Origin of the sequence: Solihabitans fulvus, assembly GCF_008386585.1 — a bacterium.
Taxonomy (GTDB): Bacteria; Actinomycetota; Actinomycetes; order Mycobacteriales; family Pseudonocardiaceae; genus Solihabitans; species Solihabitans fulvus.
This window is the reverse complement of record NZ_VUOB01000061.1, coordinates 1-21,775: the sequence shown is the minus strand read 5'-3', so window position 1 is coordinate 21,775 and position 21,775 is coordinate 1. Positions and strand designations below refer to the sequence as shown.

General features: G+C 72.3%; 13 protein-coding genes and 1 pseudogene. 8 read left to right on the top strand and 6 right to left on the bottom strand.

Going from position 1 to position 21,775, the window contains the following annotated elements; genetic code table 11:
* Window position 1: 1 nt before the first annotated feature.
* Complete coding sequence (gene sufB / locus F0L68_RS30050; RefSeq protein WP_149853225.1) at window positions 2–1,456, bottom strand: Fe-S cluster assembly protein SufB; 1,455 nt, start codon at window positions 1,454–1,456, stop codon at window positions 2–4.
* The gene (locus tag F0L68_RS30045) at window positions 1,453–2,262 is read right to left on the bottom strand and encodes a helix-turn-helix transcriptional regulator (protein WP_149853224.1); all 810 of its coding nucleotides are present in this window, start codon (window positions 2,260–2,262) and stop codon (window positions 1,453–1,455) included. Before F0L68_RS30045 ends, sufB begins: the two co-directional genes overlap by 4 nt.
* 212 nt (window positions 2,263–2,474) lie before the next feature.
* On the opposite strand from F0L68_RS30045, the gene mptB reads away from it, so the two are divergent.
* From mptB to F0L68_RS30025, 4 genes are all read left to right on the top strand, one after another.
* Window positions 2,475–4,067, top strand: a complete 1,593-nt coding sequence (gene mptB / locus F0L68_RS30040; protein ID WP_149853223.1) for a polyprenol phosphomannose-dependent alpha 1,6 mannosyltransferase MptB — start codon at window positions 2,475–2,477, stop codon at window positions 4,065–4,067.
* Between the two features lie 233 nt (window positions 4,068–4,300).
* A complete protein-coding gene (locus F0L68_RS30035) occupies window positions 4,301–7,558 on the top strand; it encodes an AfsR/SARP family transcriptional regulator (RefSeq protein WP_149853222.1) in 3,258 nt (1,085 codons plus the stop codon).
* 131 nt (window positions 7,559–7,689) lie between these two features.
* Entirely contained in the window at window positions 7,690–11,613 is a 3,924-nt protein-coding gene (locus F0L68_RS30030; RefSeq protein ID WP_188316906.1) for a patatin-like protein, read from the top strand.
* A 128-nt stretch (window positions 11,614–11,741) separates the two neighbouring features.
* On the top strand, window positions 11,742–12,827 hold the full coding sequence (locus F0L68_RS30025) for a YncE family protein (protein WP_149853220.1): 1,086 nt from the start codon (window positions 11,742–11,744) through the stop codon (window positions 12,825–12,827).
* Between the two features lie 37 nt (window positions 12,828–12,864).
* Here the strand turns inward: F0L68_RS30025 and F0L68_RS30020 are convergent, their stop codons facing one another.
* The 4 genes from F0L68_RS30020 to F0L68_RS30005 all read right to left on the bottom strand — a co-directional run bounded on the left by F0L68_RS30020 (window position 12,865) and on the right by F0L68_RS30005 (window position 18,511).
* Window positions 12,865–15,639: an AfsR/SARP family transcriptional regulator gene (locus tag F0L68_RS30020; RefSeq protein WP_149853219.1), complete on the bottom strand. Its 2,775-nt coding sequence runs from the start codon at window positions 15,637–15,639 to the stop codon at window positions 12,865–12,867.
* A 132-nt stretch (window positions 15,640–15,771) separates the two neighbouring features.
* Window positions 15,772–16,965, bottom strand: coding sequence for a glycosyltransferase (locus F0L68_RS30015; protein ID WP_149853218.1), 1,194 nt, complete (start codon window positions 16,963–16,965; stop codon window positions 15,772–15,774).
* Window positions 16,962–17,870: a DMT family protein gene (locus tag F0L68_RS30010; RefSeq protein WP_149853217.1), complete on the bottom strand. Its 909-nt coding sequence runs from the start codon at window positions 17,868–17,870 to the stop codon at window positions 16,962–16,964. Before F0L68_RS30010 ends, F0L68_RS30015 begins: the two co-directional genes overlap by 4 nt.
* Window positions 17,861–18,511, bottom strand: a complete 651-nt coding sequence (locus F0L68_RS30005) for a DUF998 domain-containing protein (RefSeq protein WP_223199262.1) — start codon at window positions 18,509–18,511, stop codon at window positions 17,861–17,863. Before F0L68_RS30005 ends, F0L68_RS30010 begins: the two co-directional genes overlap by 10 nt.
* A gap of 254 nt (window positions 18,512–18,765) precedes the next feature.
* On the opposite strand from F0L68_RS30005, the gene F0L68_RS30000 reads away from it, so the two are divergent.
* The 4 genes and pseudogenes from F0L68_RS30000 to F0L68_RS29990 all read left to right on the top strand — a co-directional run bounded on the left by F0L68_RS30000 (window position 18,766) and on the right by F0L68_RS29990 (window position 21,740).
* The gene (locus F0L68_RS30000) at window positions 18,766–19,704 is read left to right on the top strand and encodes an ABC transporter ATP-binding protein (RefSeq protein WP_223199261.1); all 939 of its coding nucleotides are present in this window, start codon (window positions 18,766–18,768) and stop codon (window positions 19,702–19,704) included.
* The gene (locus F0L68_RS29995) at window positions 19,701–20,513 is read left to right on the top strand and encodes an ABC transporter permease (protein WP_149853215.1); all 813 of its coding nucleotides are present in this window, start codon (window positions 19,701–19,703) and stop codon (window positions 20,511–20,513) included. The genes F0L68_RS30000 and F0L68_RS29995 overlap by 4 nt, the downstream gene beginning before the upstream one ends.
* A gap of 231 nt (window positions 20,514–20,744) precedes the next feature.
* A pseudogene (locus tag F0L68_RS43775) lies at window positions 20,745–20,879 on the top strand (transposase); the annotation flags it as partial.
* Window positions 20,880–21,050: 171 nt separating this feature from the next.
* A complete protein-coding gene (locus F0L68_RS29990; RefSeq protein WP_223199269.1) occupies window positions 21,051–21,740 on the top strand; it encodes an RNA-guided endonuclease InsQ/TnpB family protein in 690 nt (229 codons plus the stop codon).
* The last annotated feature ends 35 nt before the right edge of the window (window positions 21,741–21,775 follow it).

The window sequence follows — 21,775 nt, the reverse complement described above, 5'->3', positions numbered from 1 at the left end:
GTCAGCCGACGGCCCCTTCCATCTGGAGTTCGATCAGTCGGTTCAGTTCGAGCGCGTACTCCATGGGCAGCTCGCGCGCGATGGGCTCGACGAACCCGCGCACGATCATGGCCATGGCCTCGTCCTCGGTCAGGCCGCGGGACATCAGGTAGAACAGCTGGTCCTCGCTGACCTTGGACACCGTGGCCTCGTGGCCCATCGACACGTCGTCCTCGCGGATGTCGACGTACGGGTAGGTGTCCGAGCGGCTGATGTTGTCCACCAGCAGCGCGTCGCACTTGACCGTGGACTTGGAGTGGTGCGCCCGCTTGGCGACCCGCACCAGACCCCGGTAGGAGGTGCGGCCGCCGCCGCGCGCCACCGACTTCGACACGATCGTCGAGGAGGTGTACGGCGCGAGGTGCTCCATCTTGGCGCCGGCGTCCTGGTGCTGGCCCTCGCCGGCGAACGCGATCGAGAGGACCTCGCCCTTGGCGTGCTCGCCCATCAGGAACACCGACGGGTACTTCATGGTGACCTTGGAGCCGATGTTGCCGTCGATCCACTCCATGGTCGCGCCCGCCTCAGCCTTGGCGCGCTTGGTGACCAGGTTGTAGACGTTGTTCGACCAGTTCTGGATGGTCGTGTAACGGCAGCGGCCGCCCTTCTTGACGATGATCTCCACGACGGCGGAGTGCAGCGAGTCCGACTTGTAGATCGGCGCGGTGCAACCCTCGACGTAGTGAACGTAGGCGCCCTCGTCGACGATGATCAGCGTCCGCTCGAACTGGCCCATGTTCTCGGTGTTGATCCGGAAGTAGGCCTGGAGCGGGATCTCCACGTGGACGCCCTTGGGCACGTAGATGAACGAACCGCCGGACCACACCGCGGAGTTCAGCGCGGAGAACTTGTTGTCCCCGGAGGGGATCACCGAGCCGAAGTACTCCTTGAACAGCTCGGGGTGCTCCCGGAGACCGGTGTCGGTGTCCAGGAAGATGACGCCCTGGGCCTCAAGGTCCTCGCGGATCTTGTGGTAGACGACCTCGGACTCGTACTGCGCGGCGACACCGGCGACTAGGCGCTGCTTCTCCGCCTCGGGGATGCCGAGCCGGTCATAGGTGTTCTTGATGTCCTCGGGCAGGTCCTCCCAGCTGGCGGCCTGCTTCTCCGTGGAACGCACGAAGTACTTGATCGTGTCGAAGTGGATGCCCGTGAGGTCGGCGCCCCAGTTCGGCATCGGCTTGCGATCGAAGAGCCGAAGCCCCTTGAGGCGGTGCTCCAGCATCCACTCCGGCTCACCCTTCTTGGCGGAGATGTCGCGGACGACCTCCTCGCTCAAGCCACGGCGGGCGCTCGCTCCGGCAGTGTCCGAGTCGGCCCAGCCGTACTCGTAGTTGCCAAGAGTCGCCAGGGTCTCTTCCTGGGTGAGCGTCTCAGGCACCGTGGTGGGTGTGCGCTGCTCCGCAGCGGCAGTCATGCGGGCTTGCCTCCGTCCGGGGTCCGTGCTGTTCGGCCCGCCTCCGGGCGCGGGGAGTGCCCCGCGCCCGTCACCGGGTGTGCTTGTTGGGTGTCGCCTACCGTCACCGGCACGTGCGTGGTGCACGCGGCGTCGCCCCTGGCGATCGTCGCCAGCCGCTGGACGTGGGTGCCGAGCAGGTCGGCGAACGCCGCCGTCTCGGTCTCACAGAACTGCGGGAACTCGGCCGCCACGTGGGCGACCGGGCAGTGGTGCTGGCACAGCTGCTCCCCCGCGCCGACGTGGCGCGACGACGCAGCGTAGCCCTCGCGGGTCAGGGCGGCGGCGAGGGCCTTGGCCCGATCGGCCGGCCCTCCTTGGGCCACCACGGCGGCCCGGTGCCGGTCCACCAGCGCGTCCACCCTGCGCTGCGCGAACGCGCGCACGGCCTCCTCGCCACCCTGCTCGGCGAGGAAACGCAGGGCCGCGACGGCGAGGTCGTCGTAGGCGTGCCCGAAGCGGGCCCGCCCTGGCTCGGTCAGCAGGAACAGCTTGGCCGGTCGGCCCCTGCCCCGCTGGCCGCGCCGCGGCGCCTCCCGACTGGTCGCCTCGCCGTCGGCCACCAGCGCGTCGATGTGCCGACGGACGGCGGTCGGGCTGAGGCCGAGGACCTCGGCGACCGAGGCGGCGCTGACCGGGCCCTGTTCGAGCAGCAGCCGCGCCACCTCGCGCCGGGTGCGCCCGTCCGCGTGCAGCGGAACGACACCGGATCCCGGGGGATTCGATGGCGCGCCCGCGGCCTGCGGAGCGGTCCCGACGTTTTTCACAACACCAGTGTTGCCTATTTCGGCGGCGAGGGCAAAGATCCTCGTCACACGGTGACCCGAGTCACGTCACGGCCGCGATACCACCTGGCTGACCTGGCTCGTTCGCCCGGTTCCGGCACACGCGCCGGGCCGCCGGTCGATACTCTTCGGCCGTGGTGACGGGGCGAGTCAAGGGGCGAGGCGCCGACGGCGCAGGTCGACAGGGTGGTGAGGTGGCGAAAGCCGACGGTGATCCGGTCGTCGCCGTGCGCGACCCCGAGCCGGGCGCGCTCGACGGCGGTGAGCGCCGGCAGCTCGACCTCGTGCGCAGGTTCGGCACGATCGGCGCGCTGCTGATGATGGTCGGCTCCCTCGGCGCGAGCGCGACCCCCATCTTCAACCCGGTGCCTGGCGTGCCGGTGCTCGGCATGTTCTCCAGGATGCCCTCGGTCGCCCTCGCGATCGCGTGGTCGGGCATCTTCATGATCGTGCTGGCCTGGCTGTGGCTGGGCAGGCTGGTGCGCCCCGGCCGGATCCGGCTGCTGTCCAGGGTGCAGATGGACCGCACGCTGGTCATGTGGGTGGCGCCGCTGCTGCTGGTGCTGCCCATGTTCAGCAAGGACGTCTACAGCTACCTCGCGCAGAGCGAGATCGCCGCGCGCGGCATGGACCCCTACACCGTCGGGCCGGGCCCCGCGCTGGGCAACGACAACCCGCTGGCCAGGGGCGTGCCCAACATCTGGCGGGAGACCCCGGCGCCCTACGGCCCGCTGTTCCTCGCGGTCGGCAGGGTGATCAGCGCGATCGTGGGCAACCACGTGGTGACCGGCGTGTACCTGCACCGGCTGCTGGCGCTGGTCGGCGTCGCCATGATCGTGTGGGCGCTGCCCCGGCTCGCGCCCCGGTTCGGCGTGCAGCCCGTGTTCGCGCTGTGGCTCGGCGCGGCCAACCCGCTGGTGATCTTCCACCTGGTCGCCGGCGCGCACAACGACGGCCTGGCGATCGGCCTGATGCTGGTCGGCTTCGAGCTGGCGCTGCGCAAGATGCCGGTGGTCGCCCCGGGAATGTCGCCGCCACCACGACAACCCGGGGAGATCCCCTGGGTGATCGTCGGCGCCACGGTGATCACCCTCGGCGCCGCCGTGAAGATCCCGGCCGCGCTCGCGCTCGGCTTCCTCGGCGTGCTGATAGCCCGCCGCTGGGGCGGCCGGTTCAGCGACCTGCTCAAGGCGGCCGCCGTGCTCACGCCGGTGTTCCTGGTCGTGCTCGCCGCCTCGTCGCTCGGCACCGGGCTCGGCTTCGGCTGGGCCAGCACCCTCGACGTCGCCAAGACCGTCAAGAGCTGGCTGTCCCCCACGACCGCCCTCGGCTACCTCGGCGGCGGCATCGGCCTGGTGCTCGGCCTCGGCAACCACACCGAGTCGATGATCGGCGTCACCCGGCTGATCGGCCAGGCGGTCTCCGTGCCGATCTGCGCGAAGCTGCTCTGGGACGCCCTCAAGGGCCGGATCAAACCCATGAACGGCCTCGGCGCCGGCGTCGGCGCGGTGCTGATCCTCGGCCCGACCGTGCAGCCGTGGTACTTCCTCTGGGCCCTGCTGCCGTTGGCCACGGCCATGATCGGCGCGCGGTTCCGGATCGTCGCCACGGTGACCAGCGCCGCGATCGCGCTGGTGATCCCGCCGACCGGCGGCACCTTCGACGGACGGGCCTTTGTGGTGCCGCAGGCCGTGGTCGCCGCGCTGATCGTGGTGGCGCTGTGCCTGTTCGTCGCCCGCAGACGCCTCGCGCCGCTGTGGCGGGGAAAGACTGAACCCACCGTTTAGCGCGCTGCGCGACGCTGGCGCGAATTCGCCGGATTAATCCGGAATTCGCCGGCAGCGAACCCGCCGAACCAGCAGGAGAGGCACTGACCAGCCGCTACCGGACACCGTGGTCTTTCTGGCCCACCCGCCGCCGGTTATCCAGCGGCGGCGCCGAGGCGAATTTCTATAGAGTCGTGGCACAGGCCGAGGTGACGGCTGACGCGCCGGATGAGTGACGGCGGGGGGCGTGTGCGGTGGAGTTCCGAATTCTGGGTCCGGTCGAGGTCTGGGGGTCGCAGGGCCAGGTGCGGCTCGGCGGGGCGAAACAGCTTGCGCTGCTGTCCGCCCTGATCATGCAGGCCAACCGCGTGGTGTCGGTGGAGCGGTTGGGGCACGCGCTGTGGGAGGAGGACCTGCCCGGCACGGTGACGGCGGCGCTCCAGACCTACGTGTTCCGGCTGCGCAGGGCGCTGGCCGCGGTCGAGCCAGCTGGCGGCGAGCGGATCGTCACCCATCAGGCCGGCTACCGGCTGCGGGTCGACCCCGGCGAGCTGGACCTGGGGATCTTCCGCGGCCACGTGGAGCGGGCCAGGTCGGCGGCCACCGCGGAGCTGTACGACGAGGCCGCGAAGGAGTTCCAGGCCGCGCTCGCGCTGTGGCGCGGGGCGGCGTTCACCGGCGTGCCCGGCTCGTTCGCCCAGGCGCAGGCGTTCGGCCTCGGCGAGGAGCACCTCGCCGCGACCGAGGAGTACGCCGAGGTCGAGCTGGAGCTCGGCCGGCACGTGGAGCTGATCCCCGAGCTGACCGCGCTGGTGGCCGCCCATCCCCTGCGGGAACGGCTGCACGGGCATTTGATGCTCGCTCTGTACCGGTCAGGGCGGCAGGCCGAGGCGCTCCAGGCGTTCCAGGACGCCAGGCGGACCATGGTGCGCGAGCTGGGCATCGACCCCGGCGCCGAGCTGACCGACCTGCACCAGCGGATCCTGCGCGGCGCGCCGGAGCTGTCCGCGGCGCAGCCCCAGGAGCCACCCTCGGTCCCGGTGCGGCGCAACGACCTGCCCGGCGACGTCGCCGACTTCACCGGCCGCGACGCCGAGGTGCGCAGGCTGCTCGCCGCGCTGCCCTCCGCCGAGGAGGCCGGGGCCGCCGTGGTGATCGCCGCCATCGACGGGATGGCCGGCATCGGCAAGACCACCCTCGCCGTGCACGCGGCGCACCAGCTCACCGCCCGCTACCCGGACGCGCAGCTGTTCATCGACCTGCACGCGCACACCGCGGGGCACGATCCGGTCGAGCCGGGTGTCGCGCTGGAGACGCTGCTGCGCGCGCTCGGCGTGCCCGGCGAGAAGATCCCCGACAGCATGGAGGCCAGGGCCGCGCTGTGGCGCGCCGAGCTGGCCGGCCGCAGGGCGCTGGTGGTGCTGGACAACGCGGCCAGCGCCGCCCAGGTCCGCCCGCTACTGCCCGGCGCGTCGGGCTGCCTGGTGCTGGTCACGAGCCGCCGCAGGCTGGCCGCGCTTGAGGCGGCGCACACACTGTCGATGGACGTGCTGCCGCCCGCCGACGCGCGGGCGCTGTTCGCGCACGTCGCCGGGGACGAGCGGGCCACCACCGACCCCGACGCGACCGACGAGGTGGCCAGGCTCTGCGGATACCTGCCGCTGGCGCTGCGCATCGCCGCCGCCCGGCTGCGGCAGCGGCCCGCGTGGACCACGGCGCACCTGGCCGCGCGGCTGCGCGAGAACCAGCAGTATCTGACCGAGCTTGCCGTCGGGGACCGCAGCGTCGCCGCCGCGTTCACCCTGTCCTACCAACACCTCGACACCGCGCAGCAGCGCCTGTTCCGGCTGCTCGGCCTGGTGCCCGGCCCGGACTTCGACGCCTACGCCGCCGCCGCGCTGGCCGACCGCTCGCTCGGCGAGGTCGAGCAGCTGCTCGAGGACCTGGTGGACGTGCACCTGCTGCAACAGCGCTCACCCGGCCGGTACCGGTTCCACGACCTGCTGCACCACCACGCGCGCACCATCGCGCAGGAGACCGACGACGAACACGTCAGGTACGCGGCGGTGACCAGGATGCTCGACTACTACCTGCACGCCACAGTCCTTGCCGCGCAACACTTCCAGCCGCACCGGCAGCCGCCGACCATCGACACGGCCAAGCCGCCCGCGTACACGCCGCAGCTGCCCGACTTCGCCGAGGCCGTCGCGTGGCTGGACGCCGAGCACGCGAACCTCAGCGCCGTCATCGCCTACGCGGCGAGCACCGGCCGCACACACGCCTGGCAGCTGCCGCACGCGTTGTGGCGCTTCTACTTCACCCGCAACCACATCCACGACTGGATCGCCACGCACCAGCACGCGCTGACCGCGGCGCGGCAGCGCGCGGACAGCCACGCGCGGGCGGAGACGCTGAAGAACCTCGGCATCGCCTACTGGATGGTGCGCCGGCACACCGAGGCGCTCGACCACCTCCAGGAGGCGTTGGCGCTGCACCGCCAGATCGGCGACCAGCGCGGCGAGGCGTCCACGCTGAACAACCTCGGCGTGGTGTACCGCCAGTTGGGCCGCTACGAGGACGCGCTCACGCACGTCGAGCAGGCGCTCGCGCTGCAACGGGAGCTCGGCGACCGCAGGGGCGAGGGCCACACGCTGGCCAACCTCGGCAACCTCTACGGCAGGCTGGGCCGGCCGCTGGAGGCGCTGGCGAACCACCAGCGCGCGCTGACCCTCAACCGGCAGGTCGCCTACCAGTGGGGCGAGGCGAACGCGCTGGGCAACCTTGGCAACGTCTACGCGCGGCTCGGCAGGTACCACGACGCGCTCGACCACCTGCACCAGGCGCTCGACCTGAACCGGCAGGTCGGCTACGAGCGCGGCGAGGGACGCGTCCTCGGCCTGCTCGGCACCGTCTACGCCCGGCTGAACCGCTGCGCGGAGGCGCTGGACCACCAGGAGCGGGCGCTGGCCATCAACCGCCAGGTCGGCTACCAGTGGGGCGAGGCGCACACGCTGGCCAACCTCGGCGGCCTGTACGGAAGGCTCGGCCGCTATCCCGAGGCGCTGGACCACCTGGACCGGGCGCTCGAGCTGAACCGGCGGATCGGCTACCAGCGCGGCGAGGGCAAGGCGCTGGGCGCCCTCGGCATCGTCTACCTGCGGCTCGGCCGCTGCGCGGAGGCGCTGGAGCACCTGCACCTTGCGCTCGACGCGGCGCGCGCGGCCGGCGACCGGGACGGGCAGAGCGAGCTGCTCAACGACTACGGCGAGGCGTGCCGCGCGGCCGGGCGTCGGCACGCCGGCAGGCTGCACCACCAGCACGCGCTGTCGCTGGCGGAACGCACCGACAACCCCTACCAGCAGGCCCGCGCGCACGACGGCATCGCCGCCACGCTGCACGTCTGCGACCCGGAGGCGGCCCGCCGGCACTGGCGGCTGGCGCTGGCCATCTACGTCGATCTCGGCCTGACCGAGGCGCGGCAGGTGCGTTACCAGCTCGAACACGGCGGGTGACCAAAATGCGTTCTCACCCGAACGGACGCGTGCGGGAGTGCTAACCCCGAGGGCCGCCCGGCCGATGGATTTCTATGCCGTGTACGGATCGGCCCAACGGAGTCGCCGGTCCGGCTGAGGGGGCGAGCGTCATGTCCGAGCCCGGCGACGACGGCGACCGCGTGCCGCCGGAGGAGATCCGCTTCGCGGTGGTCCTCAACGGCGGGGTCAGCCTGGCCGTGTGGATGGGCGGGGTCGTCCTCGAACTGGACCGCCTGACCCGAGCGGCGTCCTGCTACCAACACCTGCTGGACATGGTCGGCTGCGTGGCCCGCGCGGACGTCATCAGCGGCACGTCGGCCGGCGGCATCAACGGGGCCGCTCTGGCGATGTCCCAGGTGAACGCGAACGCCGACCTGCGCAGCCTGCGCGACCTGTGGTCAGAGCAGGGCAGGATGGAGGAGCTGCTGCGCACGCCGTTCCGCGGCGCGCCGGTGTCGCTGCTGCGCGGCGACGAGTTCTTCCTGCCCCGCCTCGAGGAGATGCTGGAGCGGCTGACCGTCGGGTTCGACCCGTACCCGGCCGAGGAGCGGCCGATCGACCTGCGGATCACCACGACGCTGCTGCACGGCTATCCGAGGGCGGAGGTCGACTCGCTCGGCCAGCCGCTGCGCCAGTCGGTGCACCAGGGCTCGTTCTGGTTCCGGCGCGACCCCTACGAGTGGGCCGCGCCGCCCGGTGCGGACGGCGCCCGCGACGACTTCGCCTGCGAGGGCGCCGAGCTGCGCGAACACGTCAGCAGGCTCGCGCTGGCTGCGCGCTCGTCCGCGTCGTTCCCGTTCGCGTTCGAGCCGTCCTTCGTGCCGGTGCACGGCGAGGCCTGCAAGGACGGCAGGCCGGACATGGCGCGGTTCGCGTCCTGGGCCGACCAGCACGACCAGCCGGACAGGTCGAGGTACGTGGTGGACGGCGGGGTGCTGGCCAACACCCCGACCAGGGAGGCCCTCGAGGCGATCGACCGGATGCCGGCCAAGGACGCCGTGCGGCGGGTGATGCTGCTGGTGTTCCCGCACGCCTCGGCCTCGGGTCCCGAGCCCGCCGCCGACCAGCAGGCCGCGATGCCGACCACGGTGGCGGGCGGGCGGCTGCTGTTCGGCGCGATGTCCAGTCAGGGCAACCGGACCTACGTGGAGCGGGTCAACGAGCACAACCGCGCCGCGGCCGCGCGGCGGGGCGGCCGGGCGGCGTTGCTGGCGCGGCTGGCCGAGCAGCCCAACGGCGCGCCGGACCCCAGGTCGGTCGCGGAGCGGCTGTACACGCTGGTGACGGAGCTGTACCCGCACTACCGGGACCTGCGGATCAGGCAGGCGGCGCGCAACCTCGCCACCCGCCAGCTCGCCGCGCAGGCCGAACGGTCCCCCGAGTGGTCCTTCGACCGGGTGCGGCGGGCCAGCGAGGCCGCGCAGCGCCGCCTGTTCCGCGCGCAGGGGCAGCTGCCCTACGTGCCGGCGGACCCGCCGCCGAGCTGCGCGGCCAGGCTGACTGAGGACGGCACGGGGTGGCCGTGGGGCATCGCGATGGCCGAGCGGCTGGCCTCGGTCGGGCTGGACCTGCTCAAGCGGCTGGCCTGGGTGGTGCCCTCGATCGACGCGAGCAGCACGGCTCCCACCGCCGACCTGCGGGAACGCCTGCACGAGGCCAGGAGCACGCTGCGCAGGCTGCGCGAGGAGATCGACCGGCCGTGGGCCGAGCGCCGCGGCCTCGACCTGGACGAGCGGTACTGGACCGCCAGGCTGTCCCGGTACAAGCGGCTGATGTTGCCCAGGTCCAACGGGACGACCGACACCGCGGCCGAGCCAGCCGGTCTGGCTCCCGACGCGACCGGCGAGCGCGTCCGCGCGATCGTCCTCGAGGTCGGCCACGTCGTCGCCCACGCAAGGGAACTGCTGCTCGGGCTCGACGACGCGGGCCTGGCCAGGGGCGACCTCGACCCGTGGAAGGGGCTGCTGGCCGCCGAACCGACCGAGGCGGAGCTGGCGGCCGGGCTGGGTGACCGCCCGGAACTGGTCTGGCTGGCCAGGCTGGTCGGGCTGGAGATCGCCACCAACTGCCTCGCCGACGAGTCGACCGACCTGCTGGACCAGGCCGTCGAGCTGGTGCAGATCAGCCTCCAGACCCGCAGCCCCTTCGTCGAGTACAGCATCGGCCCTCGGGACAAGGCGGGCGGCCTCGCGCTTGGCCGGTTCTCCGGTTTCCTCAAGCGGTCCTGGCGGATCAACGACTGGATCTGGGGCAGGCTGGACGGCGCGACGATGCTGTGCCGGGTGCTGTTCGACCCGCAGCGCCTGCGCAGGGTCGCCCTGCTCAAAAACCAGCTGACCCCGCTGCGGCAGGACGCCGAATCGCTTGCGCGGCAACACATCGACGCGCTGGTCGCCGAGCTGTTCGGCGCGCCGCCCGCCGATCCCGGCATCGCCGCCACGATCGAGGGCGCGATCGGGGAGCTGACCGACGTCCACGACAGCGCCATCGCCGACGGCGACCTGCCGCCCACGTTCACCAGGCTGGCCGAGCTGGCCGCGTGGGGCCTGCACGTGCGGATCGCGGCCGAGGAGCTGCCGATGCTGCGGCAGGCCGTGCTCGCCGATCGACTGGCCGGCGCGGACACCCGCTCGCGCGGCGAGCTCTTCCTGGTGGAGTACGAGAATCTGCTCGACGAGCTCGAACGCCTCCCGGTGGACTTCCCGCGCGACGAGGGCGGCGGCGTGGCGCTGGGGTTGGCCGCGCTGACGGCGTTCGACCGCGCCGGGGTCGGCCGCGAGCCGCTCGGCGAGGAGGCCGCCAGCGACCAGCTGATCCGCACGGCCGCGACCGCGGCGGCCGTCGCGGTGACGCTGGCCGACAGCGAGCAGGCCGGGTTGCGCGCCGCGCGGCCGATCACCCGCACGCTGCGCGGCGGCGCGCTGCTGCCGTACTGGGCGATCATGGGACTGACCAAAGGTGGCTCCACCGCGCGGTTCCTCGGCCTGTTCGGGCTCGCCGTCGGCGGCGCGCTGCTAATGGTGGCGCTGCTCGGCGCGCTGCCGACGTGGCTGTCCGGGCCGGCTGGCGCGCTCGGCGCTGGCGCGCTGCTCGGCGCGTTCGGGTACGCGGCTTTGCGCACCGGGACCGTGCTGCACGGCCTGGTGTTGCTGTCGCCGGTGATCCCGTTGCTGGCGTACGCGCTGACCGACCTGAGCACGTCGGAAGCCGGGCGCGCCAACGGTTCCGTGGCGTTCGTCGGCGTCGGTGTGGTTGCGGCGGGGCAGATCGTGATCGGCAGCCTGCCGGCGCAGGTGCGCACGCCGCTGGCCGTCGCCGTCGACCTGGCGCGCCGGCCGGGCCGGTTGCTGTCGGTGCTCGCGGCCGTCGCCCTGGTCGTCGCGGCGTTCAGCTCGGGAGCCGTCGCGTCCACTGTGGACTTCTGCGCGGGCGTGGTCCGTTGGCTGGCCGGGCATCCGGTGGCCGTCGGCGTCGGTGGCACCGTGCTGCTGGCCGCGTCGGCCGGTTGCGCCACGATGGGCGGCCTGGCGCTGCGGCGCTGGGCACGGCAGGACGGCACGTGGCGCACCGTGCGGGCCGAGCATCCCGCGGCGATCACGTCGGGTTGGGCATTCGTCTACGGGCTCGGCTATCTCGGCGTTGGCGCGCTGGTGCTGCGCTTCGCCTCGACGGCGGCGGGCGGCGGGCTGGCCGACTGGTGGACCGGAGCGCACTGGTGGGTAAGGGCGACGCTGGTGACGGCCGCCGTGTTCGCGGCGACGCTGCTGCTGGTGGTGCCGTGGCTGGTGCCGTGGCGCGCGCGGCTGCGGATCAACCGCAGGCTCGTCCGGCTGGCCACCAGCACGCGGTACACCGACGCGAACTTCCCCGACGTGAACCGGGCGCTGCTCGCGCAACTGGAGGCGGAGGGATCGCTCTACCGGTATCTGGTCACACCCGCACCCTCGGCAGGCGACCCGCCGTCGGATCTCGTGCTGAGCAGGCGGGGCCGGGCGGTGGCCGCCCACATAGCCGACAAGCTGGGTCGGTCCTGACCCACCCCGGTTGTGCTGTCCGGCCCCGCGCGGCCCCGCCCACGATGGTGCCCGCGGCGGTGCCGCGCCGGAAAGCCCTGCTGTTGCATGGAGAACTGTCCGTGCAGCCAGGCGAGAGGACCCCTCCGGTGAACAGACACCGCGCGACCGTGGCGACCCTGCTCGCCGCCGCGCTCGCCGGGGCGACCTGCCTCGCCGCGACGGCCGCCGCCGAGGCCAGCACCGCGACCGTCCGGGCCACCCTCGCCCTCGGCAAGTGGACCAGCAACCTGAAGATGAGCCCGGACGGCAGGTTCGGATACTTCCCCAACGACTCCGACGGCACCGTGTCCGTCCTCGACACCAGCACCAACCAGGTCACCCCCGTCCGGGTCGACCAACCAGGCCCGACCATCTTCGACGTCGCGATCAGCCCCGACAGCCGCCACGTCTACGCCCCGGACGCGAAGAAGATCAGCGTGATCGACGAGGCGACGCAGTCGGTGAGCGCCACCATCACGGTCCCCGACCCGCCCGACACCGAGGCCGGGCTCGGCATCCTGACCGGGGCCGTGGTGAGCCCGGACGGCCACTGGCTGTACGTGTCCCAGTACGGCAGGAGCACCCAGGACGAGGTCGACAACGGCCGCATCCTGGTGATCGACACCGCGACCAACCAGATCACCGGCGAGACCGACCTCGACTTCCTGCTGCCGGTCTACCTGTCCATCGCGCCCGACGGACACGAGCTCTACCTGTCCGCCAACGGAAGCGGCTCGCTGAGGCTGTTGGACGCGACCAGCAATCCACCCACGCCTGCCGGCACGCTCGCCGGCCGGTCCGGCACCGGGATCTCCGTGCCGCTGATGGATCCGGTGCACAACTGCGGCTATGTCGCCGGACCCGGCGGGGTGCTCGACCGGCTCGACCTCACCACCCACGCGCTGGCCCAGGCGCTGCCTGCGTTTGGCGACGGCAGCGGCGGCATCGCGATCACGCCGGACGGCACCCGCATGTTCCTCGGCCACACCGGCCAGGACTCGGTCAGCGTGGTCGATCTGAACACCGGCACGCTGCTGGACACCGTCACCGGCTTCGGCCTCACCCCGGCGAACTCCTCGTTCCAGTCGGGGCTGCTGGTCGGCAACGACAGCCACACCATCTACGTGTCCGGCGGGGTCGGGTGGATGCCGCCGTTCGCGCGCGACGTGCTGGAGGTCGTCACCCTCCCCTGATCCCCTGCGAGGGGGTGCCGGGACCACAGAACCGCGACTACGGACCGAGGGAGTCCAGCAGCCGCCGCACCCGCTCGGCGTCCTCGGCGCGGTGCTGGTCGCGGTAGATGTCGAACGCCCGCCGCCACGCCTCGCCTGCCTCCTCGCGCTGCCCGAGGCCCGCGTGCGTTCGGCCGAGACCGACCAGGGTGTTCGCCTCCACGAAGGTGTCCCCGAGGTCGCGGTACAGCGCGACGGCGGCCCGGTAGTGGCCAACGGCTTCGTCGAGCCGGCCGGCGTGGTGGGCGATGTAACCGAGGCTGTCCAGGGTGCCGGCCTCGCCGGCCCGCTGCGCGCCCTGCCGGAACAGCACCAGGGCCCGCTCGCAGAAGTCCCTTGCCCGCTCGGCATCGTCGAGCCTGGCGTGGTACCAGCCGACCGCGTTGAGCGCCACCGCCTCCCACATCACGTTGCCGAGACCCTCGTAGAGGGCAAGGGCGCGCGTGGCGTGGTCGAGCGCCTGCCGATCGTCGCCCTGCCGCTCCAACGCCTGCGCGAGCGTGTAGTGCCCGTGCGCCCGGTTCTGCGTGTCGTCGGCCTGCTCGGCCAGCGCGAGCGCCCTGCGGAGGTGGTGGACGCCCTCGGCGTGCTCGCCGACCCTGGCGCAGGTGTCGCCGAGGCGTCGGTGCGCGAGCGCCTGGATGTCCTGGCCGCCCACCAGCAGCGCCGCCGCGAGCCCCGCGCGCCAGCCGGCGAGCTGGTCGTCCAGGTGCCCCCGCCAGCGGTGGAAGTTGTCCAGGGCCCAGGCGAGCTGCCACACCCGCTCGTGCCAGCCGAGCCGCACGGCGAGCTGGCGGACGGCGAACAGGCACGGATGTTCGGCGTCGTACCAGGCCAACGCCTCGGTCTGGTCGCCGAGCGGCCGCGTCAGGCAGCCGTCGACGCGGTCGCCGAACTCGACCGGGGGCCGCTGCGGGTACAGCAGGCGGTCGCCCGCGTGCAGGGTGTGCAGGTAGCAGTCGACCAACCGGCGCAGCGCCTCCTGTTGCCGCGCCTCGGATTCGACGGCCCGCGCGGTGTCGCCGGCGTGGTGGCGCAGCAGGTCGTGGAACCGGTACCGGCCGCGGATCGACTGCTGGAGCAGGTGGATGTCGACCAGCTCCTCCACCAGCCGGTCCGCCTCGGCGAGGCTCGCGCCGGCCAGCGACGCCGCCGCGTACACGTCGAAGTCGGGGCCGGGATGCAGGCCAAGCAGCCGAAACATGCGTTGGTGCTCGCCGGAAAGGTGTTGGTAGGACAGGGCGAACGCGGCAGCGACGCTGCGGTCCCCGGTGGCCAGCTCGGTCAGCCTGCGCTGTCCCTCGCGCAGCCGCCGCGCCAGGTGGGCGGCGGTCCACGCCGGCCGGGTCCGCAGCCGGGCCGCGGCAATGCGGATCGCCAACGGCAGGCGGCCACACAGCTCGACCACCTCCCTGACCGCCTCGGGCTCGGCCGCCGATGGCCGGCCCGCGATCCTGGCGAACAGGGCCTCGGCGTCGGGCAGCGGCAGGACGTCCAGCGACAGGATGCGCGCGGCGTCCAGATCGGCGAGCCGACGCCGGCTGGTGATCAGCGCCAGGCAGGCCGGGTTGCCCGGCAGCAGCGGACGGACCTGGGCCGCGCCCTCGGCGTTGTCCAGCACCACCAGGACCCGTCGCCCAGCAAGTTCGGCCCGCCACAGCGCGGCCCGCTGGTCCAGCCCGGTCGGGATCCGCTCGCCGGGCACACCGAGCGCGCGCAGCAGCACGTCGAGCGCGGTCGCGGGGTCGGTGGCCCGCTGCCCGGTCGAATGGCCGTGCAGGTCGATGAACAGCTGCGCGTCGGGGTAGCGGTCGACGAGGTGGTGCGCCGTGTGCACCGCCAGGGTCGTCTTGCCGACGCCGGCCATCCCGTCGATGGCCTCGATGACCACCGCGGACCCCGCCGCGTCGCCGTCCGGCAGCGCGGCGACCAGTCGCTGAACCTCCGCCTCCCGGCCGGTGAAGTCGGCGATGTCGCCCGGCAGGTCGTTGCGCGTGGCCGGCCGCCCCGCCTCGCCCGGCGCGGCCAGGTCGGGGTCGTTCGCGAGGATCCGTTGGTGCAGCTCGACAAGCGCGGGGTCGGGGTCGATGCCCAGCTCCTCGACGAACACCGCGCTGGCGTCGTGGAACGCGCCGATCGCCTCGGCCTGACGACCCGCCCGGTACAGCGCCACCATCAGCCGACCGTGCAGCTGTCCCCGCAGCCGGTGGGCGGCGACCAGACTCCGCAGCTCGGGGATCACCTCCAGCTGCCGGCCCATGGCGAGGTCGGCGTCGATCCGCTCCTCCAGCGCGGCAAGGTGTTCCTCGGTCAACCTCGCGGCGTGCGCCTCGAAATAGCGGCCGGGCAGCCCCGGCAACGCCGTGCCCCGCCACAGGTTCAGCGCCGTGTGGAACTCCTTGGCCGCCACCTCCGACTCGCCGGCCGCCGCGGCCGCCCTGCCGCGCCCCGCGTGGGTGCGAAACGCCGCAAGGTCCAGCTCCATCGGCTCGACCGCGAGCCGGTAGCCGGAGGAGAAGGTCAGCCGCCTGCCCGCGCCGGGCTCCACCGCCTCCAGGCACTGCCGCAACCGGAAGACGTAGGTCTGCAACGCCGCCGCCGCGGCGTTGGGCGGCGCATCGCCCCACAGCGCCTCGAACAACCGCTCGACCGGCACCACCTGGTTGTCCCGCAACAACAACGCCGCCAACAGCGCGACCTGCTTCCGCCCGGCCAGCCTGGCCTGCCCGGCCGATCCCCTCGCCTCGATCGGCCCCAAGATCCGAAACTCCACCGTGGCCCCAGCCCCAAGGTCGCCAAGCCTCCGTCAGCAACCCGTCACGATATCAACTCGGCGACGGCCGGAACCGGTTCCGGCCCGCGAGAAGCGCCACTCGGGCCACGCGAGCCGGAAACCGCCGTGAACTCAGGCAGCCACACCGGCCTCCACCGGCGCCTCGCCCATCGCGCGCAGGTACAGCGACTCGAACATGTCCAACGTGCCCTCGACCTGGTGCGCGGCAATGATCTCCCGGCTGCCAGCGCTCATCCGGTCCAGCGTCGCCTGATCCCCCAACACCTGCGCCAACCGGTCGGCCAACGCCTGCACATCACCCGGCTGGTAAAGCCAGCCGTTGCGGCCGGGCCGCACCAGGTGCGGCAGGGCCATCGCGTCGGCGGCCACCACCGGCTTGCCCGCCGCCATCGCCTCCATCGTCGCGAGACTCTGGAGTTCGGCGATCCCGGGCATGCAGAACACGTCACACCTCGCGTACGCGGCGAGCAGGTCCTCCTCGGCGACGAAACCGTGGAACGCCACCCGATCCGCGATGCCGAGCCGCCCGGCCAGCGCCGTCCACTCCTGCCGGCACGAACCGTCCCCGATGATCTCCGCCCGGACCCCCGGCGGGAGCAACGCCAGCGCGCGCAACAGCTCGTCCACCCGCTTCTCCTCGTCCAGCCGACCGACGAACAACACCGTGCGGCCGCCCCCGATACTCGCTGGAGCCTTGTGCTGCCGGTACCTCTCGATGTCGATCCCGCACGACACCGGCACCGCCCGCTTCGAGAACCCGTTGGCGTGTAACAACTCCACCGCCCTCGGCGTCGGCGCGGTGACGACGGAGGCCGCGCCGAACACCCGTCCAAGGTCGCGCCACGCCCACCTCGACGCGGCCGACCGGAGCCAACCGGGCACCCGCGCGTGACCGAACAGGTTCTCCGGCATGAAGTGGTTCGTCGCCACCACCGGCACCTCCCGCGCCGCCGCGCCGCGCACGAGCATCCGCCCGACCACGAAATGCGCCTGCACGTGCACCAGGTCCGGCTGGAGCTCCGCAAGCAGCGCGTCGACGTCCTTGGACGCCCGCCACGGCAGGCAGATCCGGAAGCTGTCGTGGAACGGCGTGCGGTGCGAACGCAGCCGGTGCACCGTCACCCCGTCGACCACCTCGGTCGACGCCCGACCCTCGGTCGACGGGCACACCACGTGCACGTCGTGACCCCGCCCGGCCAGACCCTCGGAAAGGCGCTGGGCGAACCGGGCGGCCCCGTTGACATCGGGCGGGTAGGTCTCCGCGCCGATGACGATCCGCAGCGCGCGGCGCACAGGGTGGCTCACGAGGTTCCTCCGTTGTTCGATCGCGACGCGACGAGTTCGCGCCGGGTGGGACTGATGGATGAGATGTCCTTGCGGCGCTTGGCGAGCAGCGACACACCCGCGGTGGCCAGCACGGCGCACGCGACCTCGCCGACCGCCGTCCAACCGCTCGTGCCGGCGCCCTCGCCGAGCAACGCGATACCGATGCCGACCGCGACCAGCGGGTCGACCACGGTCAGGCACGCCACGGTGAGATGCGACGGGCCGCTGGCATAGGCGTGCTGGACCAGCCAGCCGCCGACCAGCAACGCGACGGCGATGCCCAGCACGGCCGGCACCGGCACGGCGCCGACACCGCCGCCGGCCAACCGCTGCGCGATGCCGCGCATCAGCACCGACACGAACCCGTAGGCGATGCCGGCGCCCGCCGCGAACACGAGCCCGCGCACCGGTCCCCGGCTCAGCGCGCCGAACAACGCGAGCACCGCGACCGCGCACACCACCAGCACGGCGGCGTGCCACTGCGCCGACCCCGACACGGTGGTCGACGCCGCGCTCCCGGCGGCCAGCAGCACGAAGCCGCCGACCCCGACCGTGCTCGCCACCACGGCCAGCGCCGTCCGCCCATCGGGCCAGGTCCCCTCGGCCCGCGCGTCCAACAGCGCGGTCAGGCCAAGGGCGAGCACGCCGATCGGCTGCACCACGGTCAGCGGCGCCAGGCCCAGCGCGACCGCGTGCAGCGTCGCGCCCGTCCCGGTGGCCAGCAGGCCGAACAGCCACGCCGGCGCCCGCACCAGCGTCCTGAGGGTGCCGAGGCGCAGCGCGCGGTCCCCGACGGCGGTGCGGACCGCGCCGTGCTGCAACCGCGCCGCCACGGCGTAACAGACCGCGCCGAGCGCCGCGAGGGCGATCCCGATCAGGGACACGGCACGACCTCCTCGACCCGGCGCAGCGCCGTCCTCGCGCCCAACAACAGCGCGCCGAGCAATGCGAAGATCGAGCCGAACAGCAACCGCTCGGCCAGCCCCTGGACGAGGAATCCGCTCAGCACCTCGTCGCCTTTCCCATTCGAGAAGACAATGGGCACATGGCTCAGCAGAAACAACACGCTGACCGCGGCGCTGACCATCGACAGCCTGCGCACCACAATCGCGGCGCCGGACCACGCGAGCGACTCCCGAAACCGGACGGACAGCAGAAAACCGGCCAGCGGGAGGCTGACGAACATCGCGAGACCCGCGTAACGATGCACCGCGCCCGGCAACGAGGTCTCACTGCCGAGCGGGTCTGTCGGGAACACCGCGGCGAGCAGCAAACCCAGACACCACACCGAGAACAGCACCTGGACCGGGCCGCCGCGCGGCACGCCGACGGCCAGGATCACGCGCAGCAGCGCGGCCGACCCGACCGCCAACGACACCGCGCTCAGCGCGAGCAGCTCCCCGCCGTGCGTCAGGAAGATATAGTCGCTGATGGTGTGGCTCACCGGGCTGAGCCGCCCGATCGACGCGAGATGCAGGTAAATCATCGGCAGCGCGGAAAACAGAAAGCCGACGACGGCGACCACGAACGGACCGGACGGCCGGCTCAGCGTGACTACCCGCCCGCCCTCGTCTCGCACCGTGTCGACGCTTTCCGCGCCACGCATTTCGATCACGAAACAAGCCTGCCGGCCCGCAGCCGATCAAGACATCAGGAATGCCCCCGGCTCAACCCTGACGCCACCCTGAGGCCTCGGGGTGGTGTGAGCCCTACCTCTGTATGGGGGAGGACGCCACCACCCACGCGGCGCCGGAAATCGGACAGTTAGGCTTCGCCGTCGTGAGCCCGAACCCGCACAGCCCAGCCGTCGAGGTGTCCGGGCTGGTCAAACGCTATGGCCCTACGGTCGCGGTGAACGGTCTCGAACTCCTGCACGAGCGCGGGACGGTGCTCGCCCTGCTCGGCCCGAACGGCGCCGGCAAGACCACCACCGTCGAACTGTGCGAAGGATTCCTCCGCCCCGACGACGGCACCGTCCGCGTGCTCGGCCTCGACCCGATCGCTCAGAGCGAGCAGCTGCGGCCGAGGATCGGCGTGATGCCCCAGGGCGGCGGCGCCTATCCCGGCGTCCGCGCCGACGAGATGCTGCGACTGGTCGCCGCCTGCGCCGCCAACCCACTCGACCCCGCCTGGCTGCTGGACACCCTCGGCCTCACCTCCGCCAGCCGCACCTCCTACAAGCGACTCTCCGGCGGCCAACAGCAACGCCTGTCCCTGGCCTGCGCGCTGGTCGGCCGACCAGAACTGGTCTTCCTCGACGAGCCGACCGCCGGCATGGACCCACAGGCCCGCAGGCTCGTGTGGGAACTGATCGGCGCGCTCCGCGCGGACGGCGTCAGCGTCCTGCTGACCACCCACCTGATGGACGAGGCCGAGGAACTGGCCGACCACGTCGTCATCGTGGACCAGGGCCGCGTCGTCGCGCAGGGCAGCCCGCGCGAGCTGACCGCCAACCAGGCCGACGAACAACACCTCCGCTTCCGCGCCAAGGCCGGCATGGACCTGCGGCTGCTGCGCGAGGCGCTGCCCGAGGGCTACCGCGTGCGCGAGGCGACCCACGGCGGCTACCTCGTTGAGGGCCACATCGACCCCCAGGTGGTCTCCGCCGTGACGTCGTGGTGTGCTCAGCAAGGCGTGCTCGCCGAGGAGCTGAGCGTGTCGCGCCGCAGCCTCGAAGACGTGTTCCTGGAACTGACCGGCAGGGAGCTGCGCGCATGACCACCGCCGAGGCAGGAGAGCGCGTGACCGAGTCCGGCAGGTTCCAACCCGGCACCTTCCGTCCGGCGCCCGGCCGGGGCCGACTCGGCCGGATGCTGCTCACCCAGGCACGCACGGAGACGATCCTCACCCTCCGCAACGGCGAACAGGTGCTGCTCACCCTGCTGATCCCGCTGGTGCTGCTGATCGGGCTGACCCTGCTGCACGTGCTGCCGCTGCCCGAGCCACGGGCCGGCTCGGCCGCCGCCAGGATCTTCGCCCTCGCGGTGATGTCCTCCGCGTTCACCGGACAGGCCATCGGCCTCGGCTTCGACCGCCGCTACGGCGTGCTCAAGCGCCTGGCCGCGACGGCGCTGCCCCGCTGGCTGCTCGCCGCAGGCCGGATCGCCGCCGCGCTGGCCGTGGTGGTCGTGCAACTGGTCGTGCTCGGCGCGGTCGCCGCCGTGCTCGGCTGGCGCCCGCCCGCCGCCGGCCTCGCCTGGCTCGTGCTGCTGGTGCTGCTCGGCACGTTCGCGTTCGGCGCGCTCGGCGTGCTGGTCGGCGGCGCGCTGCGGGCCGAGATCGTGTTGGCGGTGGCGAACATCGTGTGGTTCGTGCTGTTGCTGGTCGGCGGCATCGCGCTCGGCGCGGACGCCCTGCCAACCGGACTCGCGCACGTCGTGGCGCTGCTCCCGTCCGGCGCACTGGCCCAGGGCCTGCACGCCGCGATGGTCGACGGCACCGGACCGGGCTGGCAGCCCGTCGCGGTGCTGCTCGGCTGGGGCGTCGTCGCCGGCGCCCTCGCGGCACGGACCACCAAGCTCACCTGACCGACCGCCCGAGGCGACCGACCAGAACCACGGTCCGACCAGACGCACGCGCGACACAGCCCACAGGACTCGGCCCGACCGCCGGCCTGGCACGGCATCCGCACCACTGATCAAGAAGCGTGGCGCGCAGACCCCCGGATTCATCCGTGGGGTTAGCGCATCCAGTTCGGGATCAACGCGGCCAGCCCTGACGGCCAAGCGTTAGATAGCTTGCCGCTGCATACTGTCGTTGTGGGTGTCACGTTGCGGTCGAACTCGAACCTGGTGTTCCAGTGCGCATTCCACGTGGTGTGGTGCCCGAAGTACCGGCGCCGGGTCATCGGCGGCCGGATGGAAGAACGGTTGAAGCAGCTCGTCCGGGAGGTGGGTGAAGTGGCGGTCGGGACGCCGCTGGTCGCCGTCGTTCCGGTTCCCCGCCGGGAAACACATCGCCGTGCAGCGCCTCGGGAAACGGTGGGGCCGCTGCACGTTGCCGAAGCTGGGTGGGTGCGATTCCGTTGGTCCCGTCCCCTGAGCGGCACAGTGCGCTCGGCGACGGTGTCCCGCGACGGACAGCACTGGTACGTGTCGTTCCTCGTCGACGACGGCCACGCCACACCCGGACAGCATCCCGCGCCGAACTCGGCTGTGGGAGTCGACCGTGGCGTGGCGGTCGCGGTGGCCTGCTCGGACGGCACGATGCGGGACCGGCAGTTCCGGACCCCCGGTGAAACACGCCGTCATCGGGTGTTGCAGCAGAAACTCGCTCGACAGGCCAGGGGTTCGACGAACCGCAAGAAGACCCTCGTCGCGTTGCGACAGGTCAAACGCCGCGAACGCGACCGCCGCCACGACTTCGTGTCCTGGACCGCGAACCGGCTCGCCACCCGGCACGCCCTGGTCGCGGTCGAAGACCTTCGCACCCGGAACATGACCCGGTCGGCCAAGGGCACCATCGACGCGCCCGGCTCGAAGGTGAAGCAGAAGGCCGGGTTGAACCGGTCGGTTCTGGACAAGGGCTGGCACAAGCTCCAGCTCGCCCTGGAGAACGTCGCCCGCTACAGGGGCACCAGGATTGTGAAGGTCCCTGCCGCGTACACGTCGCAACGCTGCTCGGTGTGCCGCAGGGTGGACCCGGAATCCCGCGAGAGCCAAGCGCGCTTCCGGTGTACCGCCTGCGGACATGCTGAGAACGCGGACGTCAACGCCGCGAAGAACGTACTAAGGGGTTGCCGGAAAATAAGCTAGACATATCCAATGGCGGCTGGTCATGATGTTGTATG

Bases quoted from the DNA above. Each gene is read 5' to 3' on its own strand.
- F0L68_RS29995 (WP_149853215.1), top strand. From the start codon at position 19,701: ATGACCACCGCCGAGGCAGGAGAGCGCGTGACCGAGTCCGGCAGGTTC.
- F0L68_RS30030 (WP_188316906.1), top strand. From the start codon at position 7,690: ATGTCCGAGCCCGGCGACGACGGCGACCGCGTGCCGCCGGAGGAGATC.
- sufB (WP_149853225.1), bottom strand. From the start codon at position 1,456: ATGACTGCCGCTGCGGAGCAGCGCACACCCACCACGGTGCCTGAGACG.